Source organism: Enterobacter sp. UNJFSC 003 (genome assembly GCF_036903355.1).
Lineage (GTDB): Bacteria > Pseudomonadota > Gammaproteobacteria > Enterobacterales > Enterobacteriaceae > Enterobacter.
Genome location: NZ_JBAKHK010000002.1, coordinates 678,821 through 693,793, shown reverse-complemented (window position 1 = coordinate 693,793; position 14,973 = coordinate 678,821). Strand labels below are relative to the sequence as shown.

Below are 14,973 nucleotides of genomic sequence, written 5' to 3'. Positions count from 1 at the left end.
TATGAAACAGGTGCTTTTTATTCGTCCCGACACGCACGAGGACGGGAACATAATGTGGTGCGAGTCCGGTCGCGAGCATGTGGAACAACGGCAGGGGCTGGCATCCCTGGCGGACCTCGCGGATAACCCGCTGGCCGCCAGAGTGTGTCTGTTACTGCCCGCCAGCGAGACGATCTTCCGCCACTTCACGCTGTCCAAAAAAGGGGGCGCAGAATTTTCGTGGCTGGCAGAAGAAACGCTGATTGGCGACGTGGACAACCTCCACTGGACTGTGCTCAACAAGAAAGGGCGGGAAGTGGACGCCGTTGCTATCGATGCCGACCGCCTCCGTTACTGGCTTGACCGCTGTGCCGATGCCGGGCTGACGGTGGTGCAGGTGCTGCCGGATGCGATCCTGCTGCCGGTGGCCGAGGGCGGGAGCACGCTGGTTTCCACCGACAGCGGCTACTGGATGCGCTACTCACCGTTTGGTGCCTGTGAAACCGACGCCGCGCTGCTGCCGCTGCTGCTGAGCCAGCAGTGCACAGGTGACATCGTCAGCTACGGCGATGCGCCAGCGGGCGTTCAGGTGGATGAGCAGCTGGCCTGGCAGCATCCGCTAGTGCTGATCCAGCCGCAGTGGAAAAGCTGCAAAGCCAATCTGCTGCACGGTGATTTTTCTGCCAAAGGCGAGAGCGCCGGCTTCCGCTATGCGAAATCGGCCATCGCCGCCGTGGCGGTGCTGAGCCTGGGGCTGCTGATTGGCCCCCGCGTCGGCATGGCCTGGATGCTGACCAACCAGGAAAACCTGGCACAGCAGCAGATGGTTGAGCTGGCCCAGCACTACTTCCCGACGCTGCGCCAGACCACCAACCTGAAATACCACTTCGGGCAGAACATGAAGAAAGAGAAGAAAGGATTCTTTCTTCAACTGGACGCGTTGGATCAGATTAAGCAAACGCTCCCTTCTGTCGAGCTGAGCGAAGTCGGATACGACGACACGCAGAATCAGCTCACGCTGAACATCAGCTCAATGGATCCCACGGCGTTGAAGGCGTTCGTTAATAAGGCGAGTGACACCTTCGACTTTACGCTGCAGCCGGTATCCAGTGAAGCGCCTTATACCGCCATCCTCACAGGGAAATATAAATGAAAGAGAAAATGGGACAATTAAAGGCGCGTTATTTGCGTTACAGCCCGCGCGAGCGAAATCTGTTTAAACTGTGCGGCACGGCGCTCTGTTGCGCCTTTATCTGGTACGGGGTGATGACCCCGCTGGATGGCATTATAAAAAACGAACAAAGCACGCTGCAAAAACAAAAACAGACCCTGAACTGGATGCGCGAAGAAATTAATAAAAACCATCTTCAGGCCAAAGTATTAAAAACCAGTAACCCACGAAGCGTGGTGGAAGAGAGCGCCAAAGAGATCCATGTTGCGCTGAGTAATATTCAGCAGGATGGTCAATCCATGTCGTTTAATATCGACCGGATAAACGTGTATGAACTGAAGGGCTGGCTCAGGGAGGTGAATTTAACCTCCGGTGTGCGTCTGGAAAAAATGGATCTTACCCCGGTGGATCATCTCAGCGACGTTAAGGCGCAGATTAAGCTCTCGTGGGCGAAAGCGGCATGAACTCATTGACGCTGCTTCAGGGCAGCCAGATGCCCGCCCTGTGTCTCCTGAGCGGTGCGCTTGGCGGCATTCTCGGCAGCTTTCTTGGCGTGGTGGTCGAACGCATACCTCCGCTCATCAAAGAAGAGGAGGGGGCCGGGAATCTGCTGTTTCCGGCATCCCACTGCCCGGGGTGTTCCCATACGCTCTCCTGGTGGGAAAATATTCCTGTTCTGAGCTGGTGCTGCCTGCGCGGGCGCTGCCGGTGCTGTCAGACTGCGATCCCGCTGCGCCTGCTGTTACTTGAGCTTTCCAGTGCCCTGTTTTTTGCCCTGACGGCGGCGTATGCCCCGTCTGCGGCCGCGCTGATTTCGCTGTGGGTTCTCTGGTGCGGGCTGTTGCCGCTGGCGGCGATAGACGCGAAAAACCTGCTGCTGCCGGATTGTCTGACGCAGCCGCTGCTGTGGGCAGGGCTGTTAAATCATGCGTTTTTTCAGACCTTACCGCTGTCGGATGCGCTGTACGGCGCGGCGGCGGGTTACCTGTCGCTGTGGCTGATCTACTGGGCATTTCGCCTGACCACCGGTCGTGAGGGATTGGGCTACGGTGATTTCAAACTGCTGGCCGCGCTGGGGGCGTGGTGCGGCTGGCAGGCATTGCCTTCATTATTGCTGGCAGCTGCATTGAGCGGTATCGCATTGTATTTTCTTTTTTATAAAGCTGTTAAAGAAAATAGCGTTATTCCGTTTGGTCCGATGTTGTCACTGGCTGGATTGACTATTTTTATTCTCCAGACGCTGCAATTCACATTCTGATTTGCGCGGTCAAGTTTTTTTTAAAATTTTTTCGATAAGGGAATGGAAGGATTTAATTTAATTCCCGGCGTATTGTAAGAAGCATAAGCTGTAAGGATTATCGCTCATGTCTTTTTATGGAGGATATTTTAGCGTACTACATGTTTTTCACAATTAAGTATTATCCGCAGTTTTATTGAACTGACTTATTCACGACTCGCCCATGTTATATGGAATACATGGTTATTTTAATTTTCACAAATAATGTTATCAGGAATTAATAATGAAATTTATGAAGCCTAAATATCTGGCCCTTTTTGTTGCGGCTGTCTCCGGCTCCGCATTCGCCGCAGCGCCAGGTACGCCTTCAATTAGCAGTGGTAATGATAAGTTTGCCCTCGTTGAAGTAGACCAGGCCGCACAGGATTACGGCACGCTCGTTAAAGTACACAACGATGGTGTGGACGTGAAGGTTGAGTGGAACGTCTGGAGCGGCGATGCGCCAACCTCCGGTAAAGTTCTGCTCGACGGTCAGACCGTGTGGTCAGGCGCTGCCGGTGCGTCCGGTTCCGCGACCTTCAAGGTAAAAAAAGGTGGCCGCTATCAGGAACAGGTTGAACTCTGTAACACCAGCGGATGCGCCAAAAGTGCAAGCAAGCTGGTTATCGTTGCGGATACCGACGGTAGCCACCTGCTGCCGCTCAACGGTGCGATGCAGGAGAACAACAAAACCTTCGCGAAGCACACCGATAAAGTGGTCGGCGCATACTTCCCGGAGTGGGGCGTATATGGCCGTAACTTCCCGGTTGATAAAATCCCGGCCGCTAACCTGAACCATATCCTGTATGGCTTCATTCCAATCTGCGGCGGTGACGGCATTAACGACGGTCTGAAAACCGTTGAAAACGGCAACAGCTTCGCCGCGCTTCAGCGCGCGTGTGCTGGCCGCCAGGACTTCACCGTGGCGATCCACGACCCGTGGGCGGCGCTGCAGAAACCGCAATCCGGCGTCTCTAACTGGGACGACCCGTACAAAGGTAACTTCGGCCAGCTGATGGCGCTGAAAAAAGCGCATCCAGACCTGAAAGTGCTGCCATCTATCGGCGGCTGGACCATGTCCGATCCGTTCTTCAAAATGAACGATCCGGCTATCCGTGCGCGCTTTGTCTCCTCAGTGAAAGACTTCCTGACAACCTGGAAATTCTTCGACGGCGTGGATATCGACTGGGAATTCCCTGGCGGCGGCGGTGTGAACGAAGCGCTGGGCAACGCACAGCAGGATAAAGCAACCTATACCGTACTGATGCACGATCTGCGTGCCATGCTGAACGAACTGTCAACACAAACCGGTCGTACCTATGAGCTGACTACCGCAATTGGTTCCGGTAAAGATAAGATTGAAGACGTGGACTACACCACCGTCCAGCAGTACCTCGACCATATCTTCCTGATGAGCTATGACTTCTACGGCGCATGGAGCAACACCGAACTGGGTCACCAGGCGGCGCTGCACGCACCAGCATGGCGTCCGGATACCAACTACACCACCTCTAACGGCGTTGACGCGCTGCTGGAGCAGGGCGTTGACGCGCTGCTGGAGCAGGGCGTACAGCCAGGCAAAATCGTTGTCGGTGCGGGCATGTATGGCCGCGGCTGGACAGGCGTTCACGGCTACACCGGCAACAACCCGTTCACCGGCACCGCGACTGGCGCAGTGAAAGGGACCTGGGAACCGGGTGTGGTTGACTATCGTCAAATTGTGAACGAGTACAAAGGCAAGCCGGGCTGGGAATCCGGTTATGACGCGGATGCGGAAGCACCGTACGTCTTTAACAAATCCACCGGCGATCTGATCTCCTATGAAGATGCCCGTTCGACTACCGCTAAAGGTAAGTATGTCGTGGCGAAAAATCTGGGTGGTCTGTTCTCCTGGTCTATCGACTCCGATAACGGCGACATCCTGAACGCCATGAACGAAAGCCTGATGGGTGGCTCAACGCCGGTTGAACCGGTTGTGACTAACCATGCTCCAGTTGCTGTGGCGGTCGATCAGTCCGTGATGGGTCCTGCAATCGTCACCCTGGATGGCTCAGCGTCTACCGATCCTGATGGCGATGCAATCACCTACAAATGGACCCAGATCTCTGGTCCATCCGTCACGCTGACCAACAGCAACAAAGCGAAAGCGACCTTCTCCGTTGGCGCTGTCACCAGCAATCAGACGCTGGCATTCCGTCTGACCGTGACCGATGCGAAAGGGCTGAGCAGCACCGCTGACGTGCAGGTTCTGAACAAAGCACCTAAGGCTAACCAGGCACCGGTTGTGAACCAGATGCAGGCCGTGACCCTGGAAGCTGGCCAGTCTTATGCGCTGAACGTGCAGGCTGCGGATCCAGACGGTGATGCGCTGACCTATACCTGGAGCATTCCATCCGATATGCACGCCACCGGTACCAATACCTCAAGCGTACAGATCACTGCACCAGAGGTTACCACTGACTCAAGCTATACCCTGAGCGTGGTGGTGAGCGACGGTAAAACCAGCGTACAGTCCAACGTACAGGTTACCGTGACGCCGAAAGCGACCCCGGTTGTGCCTGATGAAGAGACTCCTCCGGCTGACGAAGGTACCAACCCATCTGACGAAGGCACCAGTCCATCTGACGAAGGGACTGCCACAGGCAGCTGCGACAACCCGGCTGATGCCAACGCCAGCAAATATGCTGCGTGGGAATCCAGCAAAGTCTACAACAATGGCGATCTGGTAAGCGCTGATAACCTGGTCTGGAAAGCGAAGTACTGGACTCAGGGCAACAAGCCAGGCTTTGGTGCAGATGCATGGGAACTGGTCAGCCAGGTGAAAATGAACTGGCGCGCTGACACGGTCTACAACGGCGGCGACAAGACGACCTACCAGGGCTTCGAGTACCGTGCGAAGTGGTGGACCCAGGGTGATAAACCAGGTAACAGCGATGTATGGGTAAAAGAAGGCGCGTCAGCTGACTGCAAATAATCTTCTGAGCCTGAAATTGTGGGTGTGATATCCGCCCACAATCACAGACCACACCCCGCTTCGGGTGTGGTCTGTAACTAAAATATTTAACAGGACGTGTTTGAGGAGAAATAAAACGTACCACCGCAGGTGAATGATGAAGCGATTACTGTTGCTGTTATTGATATTAAGCCAAAGCGCATTGGCGAACTGCTGGGATAAGGCGGCGCATTATTATCATGTTGACCCTTATTTACTTTATGCCATTGCGAATGTGGAATCAGGAATGAATCCCTACGCTGTCGGGAAAAATCATGATGGCACAATTGACGTAGGATTAATGCAAATTAACAGCTCGCACTTTTCGGAGCTTGAACGACGCGGTATCAGCGAACGTAGACTTATAACAGAACCTTGTACTTCTATTATGGTGGGCGCATCGATTCTGTCAGGCATGATTAAAGTCTACGGATATAACTGGGAAGCCGTCGGTGCCTATAACGCCGGGATTAAAAAAGAAAATTATCCAAAGCGTATGGTGTATGCCCATAAAGTCTGGGCGAAGTATCAGCAATTAAAATCTGCTGCACGCGAAAGAAATGACTGGTGAGTTTTTTCTTTTTTGAAGTGTACCCCTAAGTACTCTTCAGAAAATGAAAAGCAGCTGTCTGGAGTTTATTTATTAATGGATTAATAAATAAACTGGGATTTTATTAACTAACACAATCGTATTTAACAGGAACAATCGAGATGAATAAAAGGACATTACTGAGCGTACTGATTGCCGGTGTCTGCGTAGCACCGATTATGGCTCAGGCCACCATGCTGAAGGCAGAAAGCACCACGCCTTACACCATGAAAGCCAGCGATCTGGCGAAAAAGGAGAAAGAGCTTACAGATTTCCCACTGATGCAGTCTGTGAAGGATACCATCCGCACGCTGGACAACGCTCAGGTTGAGCAAATTGAGCCAGGCCGTGCGTCAAATCCGGCTAACGTCAAGCGCGTTGAAGGGATCCTGAAAGAGAGCGACTGGGAATACCTGTTCCCACTGCGTGCAAAGGATTACAGCTACAGCAACTTCCTGAAAGCGGTGGGTAAATTCCCGGCGCTGTGCGACACCTACAAAGACGGCCGCGACAGCGACGCCATCTGCCGTAAAGAGCTGGCAACCATGTTTGCCCACTTTGCGCAGGAAACAGGCGGTCACGAAAGCTGGCGTCCGGAAGCCGAATGGCGTCAGGCGCTGGTCTATGTGCGCGAAATGGGCTGGAGCGAAGGCCAGAAGGGCGGCTATAACGGCGAATGTAATACCGACGTCTGGCAGGGTCAGACCTGGCCGTGCGGTAAAGACAAAGACGGTGACTTCCTGAGCTACTTCGGCCGCGGCGCGAAGCAGTTGTCCTACAACTATAACTATGGTCCGTTCTCCGAAGCGATGTACGGCGACGTGAAAGTTCTGTTGGAAAAACCCGAGCTGGTGGCGGACACCTGGCTGAACCTGGCCAGCGCCATCTTCTTCTTCGCCTATCCACAGCCGCCAAAACCAAGCATGCTGCAGGTTATCGACGGCACCTGGCAGCCGAACGATCACGACAAGGCTAACGGTCTGGTCTCCGGCTTCGGCGTAACCACCCAGATCATCAACGGCGGCGTAGAGTGCGGTGGCCCGACTGAAATTGCGCAGTCTCAGAACCGTATTAAGTACTACAAAGAGTTTGCTAACTACCTGAAAGTGCCTGTTCCGGCTAACGAAGTGCTTGGCTGTGCCAACATGAAGCAGTTCGACGAAGGTGGCGCGGGCGCCCTGAAGATCTACTGGGAACAGGACTGGGGGTGGAGCTCGGATACACCTGATGGCAAAACCTATTCTTGCCAACTGGTGGGCTACCAGACGCCATTCAGCGCGTTCAAAGACGGCGACTACACTAAGTGTGTACAGAAGTTCTTTAACGTGAACATCGTGAATGACGACGGTTCCGCGACCACGCCGGATGAAACGTCGGTAAACCCAACGCCAACGCCGTCTGAAGATGAAACCCCGGTTACCCCGACGCCAACGCCGGACGAAACCCCGGCAGAGCCGGCAGCCGTCAACCATGCGCCAGTGGCGCAGATCGCCGGTCCAATCGGTGCGGTTGAAGCGGGTGCGCAGGTCTCTCTGAGCGCAGAAGGCTCCAGCGATGAAGACGGTAACAAACTGACCTATACCTGGCGTTTACAGGATGGTCAGACCGTGACTGGCGAAGACAAAGCGGTTGTTACCTTCAGTGCGCCTGAAGCGGCAACAGCACAGCAGTACGAAGTGAGCCTGACCGTCAGCGATGGCGAGCTGAGCAGCACCACGTCCTACCTGCTGAACGTGAAGGCGAAAGAAGCGGCGCCGTCTAATGACGAAGGCTCTTCTGGCTCTTACGCGGCATGGAGCGCGAACAACAAGTACAAGGCCGGTGATATCGTGAACAACCACGGTAAACTGTTCCAGTGCAAACCGTTCCCGTACAGCGGCTGGTGTAATAACGCCCCGGCATACTATGAACCGGGCGCAGGTCTGGCATGGGCTGATGCCTGGACGGCTCTGTAAAATCATAACGGCAACCTTCGGGTTGCCGTTTTCGTGTTTACTCTTTCCCTCTCCCCTTTGGTGAGAGGGGACAGATCGGCGTCGTAGATTTAGCGGTGCAATTTCCCGTGATCCCGCAGCCATGCCGCCGTGCGTACTATCCCGTCATCCAGCGTCACAAGCGGTGTATATCCCAGTTCATTCTCCGCGCGGGAAATATCCAGCGTGAAATCGAAGTTGAGTTTTGACACGCCGTAATGGGTTAGCGCAGGCTCTTTGGCTGATTTACTGCCAAAGCGCTCCATGCTGCGGGCGATCATATCCAGCATCGGATAAGGCACCGAACGGATGCGGCAGTCGATCTGCAGCTCGTCGATCAGCCGCTGGACAATGCTGCGAAGCGTGCAGGGTTCGCCATTGGTGATGTTATAGGCGCGTCCAGAGACCAGATGATTGCTATCCGGCTGGCTTGCCAGCCACATGGCGTGAACGGCATTTTCGTAGTAGGTCATGTCCACCAGCGCATCGCCGCCGCGCGGCAGCAGCACGCTGCCGTAGTGGTGCATCATCTGCGCCAGGCGTGGAATAAACACTTTATCATGCGGCCCGAACAGGCTCTGCGGGCGCAGAATCGTAAACCGCGTGTGCGGGTTCGACTGTGCTAAAAGGTCTATCACCTCCTCGCTGGCGGCCTTGCTGCGGGCAAACTCGCAGGCAAAGCGTGCAGGGCGGAAATCTTCCTTCACGTCGCGGTGGTGGTGATAGTCGAAATAGAGTGACGGGGATGAGATATGAATAACGTTACGCACGCCCCAGGCAACGGCCCACTCGCCCAGGCGGCGCGTGGCGCGCACGTTGGCGAGGTCGAACGCTTCCTGCGTGCCCCACGGGGAGGTAAAGCTGGAGCAGTGCCACAGGGTGTCGATACCGGCGAGCATCACTTTCGCCTGAGAAGAGACCAGCTCCGTCAGGTCGGCATGGACAAATTCTGCACCCATTTTTTGCAGCAGCTTACCCATCGCCTCGTTGCGACCGGTTGCCCTGACGCTGATGCCCTTGTTGCGCAGAAACTCGACCGCATTTCGGCCTAAGCCGCTGGTCGCCCCGGTAACCAGTACCTTCATATCAATCCACTGTGTTGAAAAAGAATTTCGTGCGCATTCTTTCGTGAATTACGGCGGTATGCAATGGGAAAGGTGAAAGAATAAGAGTTTTATTTAGATCTTTTCCGTCTTTTGTTCTGCCAGATGCGCAATACGTTTTGCCATCCCCTGGAAGATAAAAAGATGCGCCGGGATCATCAGCAGCCAGTAGAACAAACCCGGCATGCCGTGTGGATGCCACCAGGCGCGAACGTCCAGTTCCCGATAATCACCTTGGTCTTTGAGGGTGAAACACAGCCGCCCCAGGCCCGGGGCTTTCATGCCAAACAGCAGCGCCAGCTGCTTTTCAGGTTCGACAACGATCACCTTCCAGCTGTCGACCGTATCACCCACTTCAAGATACGGGCGAGCAGGGCGGCCTTTTGCCAGTCGGTGCCCCACGAGCAGATCCATCGCGCCGCGCGTTTTCCAGAGCACATTGCCGAAGAAATAGCCCTCTTTGCCGCCGATCTGGTTTACCACCTCCCACAGCGCCTGCAGGCTGGCGGACGTTTTCACCGTGCAGCCCGCCTGTTTCGGGAAATAACCGTACTCCGGGCGCCAGCGGGCAAACGCCTGGGCGTCGTAGCCCCAGTCGCTGGAGTTCACCAGCTTCTCTTCTTCTTTCAGGGTATTGCGTACCGCATCGTCAAAGCGGATCAACTCCTGCGGGATCAGCGCGCGCAGCGCGCGGTCGTCTGCCAGCAGATCGTGTTTCAACCCCTGAATCAACGCCTTCGCCGTGGTGGGGGGCACCGACGTAATGACGTTCAGGAACCAAACCGAAATCCAGCGAGTCGGGAAGGGGATCGGCAGCAGCCAGCGTCGGCGGCCGCTGACGCGCATGAAATGCTCAAACTGCTCCTGATAGCTCAGCACGTCGGGGCCGGCGGCCTCCAGTACGCGATGCTGATCAGAGGGGTGTTCCAGCAGCGCTATCAGGTAATGAAGTAGATTCTCCAGCGCAATGGGCGTGGTGCGTGAACGGACCCAGCGTGGAGGGGTGAGCACCGGCAGGTTATAGACCATGTCGCGCATTACTTCGAAGGCGGCTGAACCCGCGCCAACGATGATCCCGGCGCGCAGTTCGGTGACGGGAATGTTGGCATCACGCAGGGTGTCAGCCGTCAGCTGGCGCGCGCGCAGATGGTCGGACTGCTCGTTTTCGGGAGCCTGTAGCGAGCTTAAGAAAATCACCTGCTTAACCGGCGTTTGCAGCAGGGCGTCGCGGACGTTCATCGCCACCTGACGCTCGTGGGCGATAAAATCGCCGCCTTCACCCATGCTGTGGACAAGATAGTAAAGCGTATCGACCCCGTCCAGCAGCGCAGGCAGCGCGACAGGCCAGTTGAGATCGACGTTGTGACAGGTCACGCCCGGAAGGTTTTGCTTTTGCAAGCGCTCAGTGTTGCGTGCCGCTGCCCGCACCTGATTTCCCTGCTGGCTTAACGCTGTGGTCAGATGCTGGCCGATGTAGCCGCTGGCACCGAGCACCAGAATACGTTGCGACACGTTATGCTCCTTAACGCTGTAAAAACGCCTGCCAGTGTTTCACCACGTCAGCGAGCTGCTCGCGGTTGACGTCGAGATGCATCACCAGACGCACGACAGGAGAAGCGTTGATCAGTACGCCACGTTCCTTCATAAATTCGCCAAGCGAAGCGGCGCGATCGTCGCCTACGCGCACGAACAGCATGTTGGTGTCGTGACGCATCACGTCGGCGCCAATCTCGCGCAGCTGCGCCGCCATCCACGCGGCGTTGTCGTGATCGTCCTTCAGGCGCGACACATTATTTTTCAGCGCATACAGCCCGGCTGCGGCCAGAATCCCGGACTGGCGCATGCCGCCGCCCGTCATCTTACGCCAGCGGTTGGCGCGCTTGATGTAGTCCGCATTGCCGACCAGCAGTGAGCCAACCGGCGTCCCTAAGCCTTTTGAAAGGCAAATGGTGAACGAGTCGCAATATTGCGTGATGTCTTTCAGCTCGCAGCCATAGTCCACCACGGCGTTGAAGATGCGCGCGCCGTCCACGTGCAGGCCCAGATTGCGCTCGCGGGTAAATTCCCAGGCGGCGTTAAGGTAGTCGCGCGGGAGCACTTTGCCGTTATGCGTGTTCTCCAGGCTGAGCAGCTTTGTACGGGCGAAATGAATATCGTCGACCTTAATTTTTGCGGCGACTTTATCAAGCGGCAGGGAACCGTCCGGTGCGGCGTCGATAGGCTGCGGCTGAATGCTACCGAGCACCGCGGCACCGCCCGCTTCGTACAGATAGTTATGCGCGCCCTGGCCGACGATATACTCTTCACCACGCTCGCAATGGCTGAGCAGCGCTACCAGGTTTGCCTGGGTGCCGGTGGGTAGAAACAGCGCGGCCTCTTTACCGCTCAGCTCTGCCGCGTAGCGCTGTAGCGCATTAACCGTTGGATCATCGCCGTATACGTCGTCCCCGACCGGGGCGGCCATCATCTCTTCGAGCATGGCGCGACTCGGGCGGGTTACGGTATCACTGCGTAAATCAATCATGGCATGTCCTTATAATGTTAAAGGCGATGCCAGATGTTTTACCTGAGCCAGTTGGTTTTTGCCAGTTCGATCACTTCGTCACCGCGTCCGCTGATAATGGCGCGCAGCATGTACAGGCTAAAGCCTTTGGCCTGCTCCAGCTTGATCTGCGGCGGGATCGCCAGCTCTTCTTTGGCGACAACCACGTCGACCAGCACCGGACCGTCGATGGAGAAGGCACGCTGCAGGGCTTCGTCCACCTCCGAGGCTTTCTCCACGCGGATCCCGGTGATGCCGCAGGCTTCAGCGATGCGGGCAAAGTTGGTGTCATGCAGCTCGGTGCCGTCCGTGAGGTAGCCACCGGCCTTCATCTCCATCGCCACAAAGCCCAGCACGCTGTTGTTAAAGACCACGATTTTGAGTGGGAGCTGCATTTGCACCACGGAGAGGAAATCCCCCATCAGCATGCTGAACCCGCCGTCACCGCACATCGCCACCACCTGACGTTCCGGTGCCGTGGCTTTCGCGCCCAGCGCCTGCGGCATGGCGTTTGCCATCGAGCCGTGGTTGAACGAGCCGAGCAGGCGGCGTTTGCCGTTCATTTTCAGATAGCGCGCGGCCCAGACGGTTGGTGTGCCGACGTCGCAGGTAAAGATGGCATCGTCGTCGGCGAAATGGCTAATTTGCTGTGCCAGATACTGCGGATGAATGGCCTTATCGCTGGGTTTAGCGAGATCGTCCAGCCCTTTACGCGCGTCGCGATAATCGCTCAACGCTTTATCGAGGAACGTGCGGTCCGTTTTTTCTTCCAGCAGCGGCAGCAGGGCCGCAAGGGTCGATTTGATATCGCCGATCAGCGCCATATCGACTTTGCTGTGCGCGCCGATGCTGGCCGGGTTGATATCGATCTGAATGATTTTGGCATTTGCCGGGTAGAACGGGCGATAGGGGAACTGGGTGCCGAGCAAAATGAGCGTGTCGGCGTTCATCATGGTGTGGAAACCGCTGGAAAAACCGATCAGCCCGGTCATACCCACATCATAGGGATTGTCATATTCGACGTGTTCTTTGCCGCGCAGGGCGTGGACAATCGGCGATTTTAGCTTACCGGCAAATTCCAGCAGCTCTTTATGCGCTCCGGCACAGCCGCTGCCGCACATCAGGGCGATATTGCTGGAGTAACGCAGCAGCTGCGCCAGCTTTTTAAGCTCTTCTTCGGCAGGCGTCACCACGGGCTGAGGCGCGTGATACCAGTGGGTGCTGGCCCCTTCCGGAGCCGCTTTGAGCGCTACGTCGCCCGGTATTACCACCACCGATACGCCGCGGTTCAGCACCGCTTTGCGCATGGCAATCGCCAATACCTGAGGGATCTGCTCGGGCGACGAGACCAGCTCGCAGTAGTGGCTGCATTCACGGAACAGCTCCTGAGGATGCGTCTCCTGAAAATAGCCGCTGCCGATTTCAGATGAGGGGATGTGCGCCGCTATTGCCAGCACCGGGACGTGATTGCGATGGCAGTCGAACAGGCCGTTAATCAGGTGCAGGTTTCCTGGCCCGCACGATCCGGCGCAGACCGCCAGCTCGCCCGTCAGCTGTGCTTCGGCACCTGCGGCAAAAGCAGCCACTTCTTCATGGCGGGTGGGCATCCATTCGATGGTTTTCATCTTATTAAGGCTATCGCTCAGTCCGTTCAGGGAATCGCCGGTTACGCCCCAGATACGCTTCACGCCAGCCTGTTCAAGGGTCTTCGCTATGTATGCAGCCACAGTTTGTTTCATGGGTGTCCATCTCCTTTTTGTGATATCGCTTACAAGCTTAGAAGAAAGTCCCTGTCTTGCCTGCTTTACCCCCTCATTAAAAGGTGGATTTCAAATGTAACTCTTCGGCATACTCTGGCTGAACATTGGGTGAAAACAGGAATCATTTCAAATGGTTAAATCATTGTTAATTGCTGTTAATGAAAAGCTATCGTGCGACGATCTCGGCAAACTCTTGTTACGACTTGCCGTCGGCGGGCTGATGTTATTTCATGGGTTGCACAAATTATTGGGTGGTGTGGGGTTCATCAGCGGCATGCTGGTGGAAAAAGGGTTACCGGGGTTTATTGCCTATGGTGTGTTAATAGGTGAAGTGGTGGCACCCATCCTGATTGTTATCGGCCTCTTTACGCGGCCTGCGGCGCTGGTGCTGGCCTTCACGATGATCGTGGCATGGCTGATGGTAGGCACGGGGAAAACTTTTGCGCTCGATGCCGTCGGCGCGTGGGCAATTGAAAGCCTGGTGTACTTCTTTATCGGTGCGCTGGCGGTCGTATTTTTAGGGGCAGGGCGTTACGCGGTGGGGAAAGCGCCGGCGTGGCGGTGACGGTTTGAAGGCCCGGTAAGCGTTATCGCCACCGGGCATTTTTATCAGGCAATAACCAAATCACCCTGTGGATGGCAAGAACACGCCAGCACGTATCCTTCAGCAATTTCCGCTTCCGTTAGCGTCATGGTGCTGCTGACGGTGTAGTTGCCTTCAACCACTCTCGTCTTACAGCAACCGCATACGCCTGCGCGGCAGGCCGCTACAACCGGCACCTTGTTGCTTTCGAGCGCCTCCAGCAGCGTGGTGCCGACACGGCCAAAGAAGGTCTGCGCGGGCTGCAGTTTAGTGAACTGAATCCCGCTGGTTGCCGCTTCCGCCACAGGGGTGAAGAACTGCTCTTTGAAGAAGCGGGTCACGCCCAGGGCTTTCACTTGTTCTTCCACGACATCCATGTACGGTGCCGGGCCACAGGTCATCACGGTACGTTGAGCAATATCCGGCACGCTTTGCAGCAGCTCGCGGCTCAGACGCCCCGCGACAAACCCGTGCGTCGCGTTGTGTTCTGCCACCAACGTCACCGGATAGTTGCGCCATTCATCAGCAAAAATCACGTCATCCGGAGAACGCACGCTGAAGATCACCTGCACGTCGGCCTGAGGGCGGTTTTTGGCCAGCCAGCGGCGCATGGACATTATCGGCGTTACGCCACACCCGGCCGCCAGCAGCAGGTATTTATCTTCCGTCTTATCGTCACAGGTGAAATCACCCTGCGCGTCAGACAGCCAGATGTAATCTCCGCGCTTCACGTCACGCGTTAGCCACTGGGAGCCTGCGCCATCGTCAATGCGACGGACGGTGAGCGTAATGTACTCGCTCACGCCCGGGGTAGAGGAAATCGTGTAGGCGCGCAGCGTGTCCGCCGCGTTGCGGACGCTGACCAGCGCATATTGCCCTGCGCGGTAGGGGTAATAGTCATGGCACAGCAGTGACAGCGTCCACACATCCGGCGTCTCCTGATGGATGTGATGAACCTGCATCCGCCACGGACATTGCGAGGTTGGCATGGTCATGAATCGCTCC

12 protein-coding genes are annotated in these 14,973 nt (G+C 56.1%); 7 read left to right on the top strand and 5 right to left on the bottom strand.

Features of this window, described 5'->3' with window-relative positions:
* Window position 1: 1 nt before the first annotated feature.
* From gspL to V5P19_RS09370, 6 genes are all read left to right on the top strand, one after another.
* Complete coding sequence (gspL, locus tag V5P19_RS09395) at window positions 2–1,132, top strand: type II secretion system protein GspL (protein WP_334402429.1); 1,131 nt, start codon at window positions 2–4, stop codon at window positions 1,130–1,132.
* Window positions 1,129–1,614 (top strand): type II secretion system protein M, encoded by a 486-nt coding sequence (locus V5P19_RS09390; protein WP_134349269.1) that lies wholly within the window; start codon window positions 1,129–1,131, stop codon window positions 1,612–1,614. Before gspL ends, V5P19_RS09390 begins: the two co-directional genes overlap by 4 nt.
* The gene (locus tag V5P19_RS09385) at window positions 1,611–2,408 is read left to right on the top strand and encodes an A24 family peptidase (protein WP_334402423.1); all 798 of its coding nucleotides are present in this window, start codon (window positions 1,611–1,613) and stop codon (window positions 2,406–2,408) included. The genes V5P19_RS09390 and V5P19_RS09385 overlap by 4 nt, the downstream gene beginning before the upstream one ends.
* A 262-nt stretch (window positions 2,409–2,670) precedes the next feature.
* Window positions 2,671–5,400: a glycosyl hydrolase family 18 protein gene (locus tag V5P19_RS09380; RefSeq protein WP_334402421.1), complete on the top strand. Its 2,730-nt coding sequence runs from the start codon at window positions 2,671–2,673 to the stop codon at window positions 5,398–5,400.
* A gap of 136 nt (window positions 5,401–5,536) precedes the next feature.
* Window positions 5,537–5,989 carry a type III secretion system invasion protein IagB gene (gene iagB / locus V5P19_RS09375; RefSeq protein WP_334402754.1) on the top strand — a complete coding sequence of 151 codons (453 nt, stop codon included), beginning with the start codon at window positions 5,537–5,539 and terminating at the stop codon, window positions 5,987–5,989.
* A 140-nt stretch (window positions 5,990–6,129) separates the two neighbouring features.
* Window positions 6,130–7,962, top strand: a complete 1,833-nt coding sequence (locus V5P19_RS09370; protein ID WP_334402419.1) for a glycoside hydrolase family 19 protein — start codon at window positions 6,130–6,132, stop codon at window positions 7,960–7,962.
* An 89-nt stretch (window positions 7,963–8,051) separates the two neighbouring features.
* Here V5P19_RS09370 and V5P19_RS09365 read toward each other — a convergent pair whose 3' ends face one another.
* The 4 genes from V5P19_RS09365 to poxB all read right to left on the bottom strand — a co-directional run bounded on the left by V5P19_RS09365 (window position 8,052) and on the right by poxB (window position 13,364).
* Window positions 8,052–9,065, bottom strand: coding sequence for an NAD(P)-dependent oxidoreductase (locus tag V5P19_RS09365; protein ID WP_334402417.1), 1,014 nt, complete (start codon window positions 9,063–9,065; stop codon window positions 8,052–8,054).
* A gap of 93 nt (window positions 9,066–9,158) precedes the next feature.
* On the bottom strand, window positions 9,159–10,595 hold the full coding sequence (locus tag V5P19_RS09360) for a DUF2867 domain-containing protein (RefSeq protein WP_334402415.1): 1,437 nt from the start codon (window positions 10,593–10,595) through the stop codon (window positions 9,159–9,161).
* 10 nt (window positions 10,596–10,605) lie between these two features.
* Window positions 10,606–11,607, bottom strand: a complete 1,002-nt coding sequence (gene ltaE / locus V5P19_RS09355; RefSeq protein WP_334402413.1) for a low-specificity L-threonine aldolase — start codon at window positions 11,605–11,607, stop codon at window positions 10,606–10,608.
* Between the two features lie 38 nt (window positions 11,608–11,645).
* Complete coding sequence (poxB, locus tag V5P19_RS09350) at window positions 11,646–13,364, bottom strand: ubiquinone-dependent pyruvate dehydrogenase (protein WP_334402411.1); 1,719 nt, start codon at window positions 13,362–13,364, stop codon at window positions 11,646–11,648.
* A gap of 151 nt (window positions 13,365–13,515) precedes the next feature.
* Here poxB and V5P19_RS09345 point away from each other — a divergent pair, with 151 nt between their 5' ends.
* Window positions 13,516–13,950: a DoxX family protein gene (locus tag V5P19_RS09345; RefSeq protein WP_334402409.1), complete on the top strand. Its 435-nt coding sequence runs from the start codon at window positions 13,516–13,518 to the stop codon at window positions 13,948–13,950.
* Between the two features lie 44 nt (window positions 13,951–13,994).
* Here the strand turns inward: V5P19_RS09345 and hcr are convergent, their stop codons facing one another.
* Entirely contained in the window at window positions 13,995–14,963 is a 969-nt protein-coding gene (gene hcr, locus V5P19_RS09340) for an NADH oxidoreductase (protein ID WP_334402407.1), read from the bottom strand.
* Window positions 14,964–14,973: the final 10 nt, after the last annotated feature.

Excerpts from the sequence above, each read along its gene's own strand:
- V5P19_RS09345 (WP_334402409.1), top strand. The coding sequence starts at position 13,516 with ATGGTTAAATCATTGTTAATTGCTGTTAATGAAAAGCTATCGTGCGAC.
- iagB (WP_334402754.1), top strand. The coding sequence starts at position 5,537 with ATGAAGCGATTACTGTTGCTGTTATTGATATTAAGCCAAAGCGCATTG.
- V5P19_RS09365 (WP_334402417.1), bottom strand. The coding sequence starts at position 9,065 with ATGAAGGTACTGGTTACCGGGGCGACCAGCGGCTTAGGCCGAAATGCG.
- V5P19_RS09380 (WP_334402421.1), top strand. The coding sequence starts at position 2,671 with ATGAAATTTATGAAGCCTAAATATCTGGCCCTTTTTGTTGCGGCTGTC.
- ltaE (WP_334402413.1), bottom strand. The coding sequence starts at position 11,607 with ATGATTGATTTACGCAGTGATACCGTAACCCGCCCGAGTCGCGCCATG.
- V5P19_RS09385 (WP_334402423.1), top strand. The coding sequence starts at position 1,611 with ATGAACTCATTGACGCTGCTTCAGGGCAGCCAGATGCCCGCCCTGTGT.
- V5P19_RS09370 (WP_334402419.1), top strand. The coding sequence starts at position 6,130 with ATGAATAAAAGGACATTACTGAGCGTACTGATTGCCGGTGTCTGCGTA.
- hcr (WP_334402407.1), bottom strand. The coding sequence starts at position 14,963 with ATGACCATGCCAACCTCGCAATGTCCGTGGCGGATGCAGGTTCATCAC.
- gspL (WP_334402429.1), top strand. The coding sequence starts at position 2 with ATGAAACAGGTGCTTTTTATTCGTCCCGACACGCACGAGGACGGGAAC.
- V5P19_RS09390 (WP_134349269.1), top strand. The coding sequence starts at position 1,129 with ATGAAAGAGAAAATGGGACAATTAAAGGCGCGTTATTTGCGTTACAGC.
- poxB (WP_334402411.1), bottom strand. The coding sequence starts at position 13,364 with ATGAAACAAACTGTGGCTGCATACATAGCGAAGACCCTTGAACAGGCT.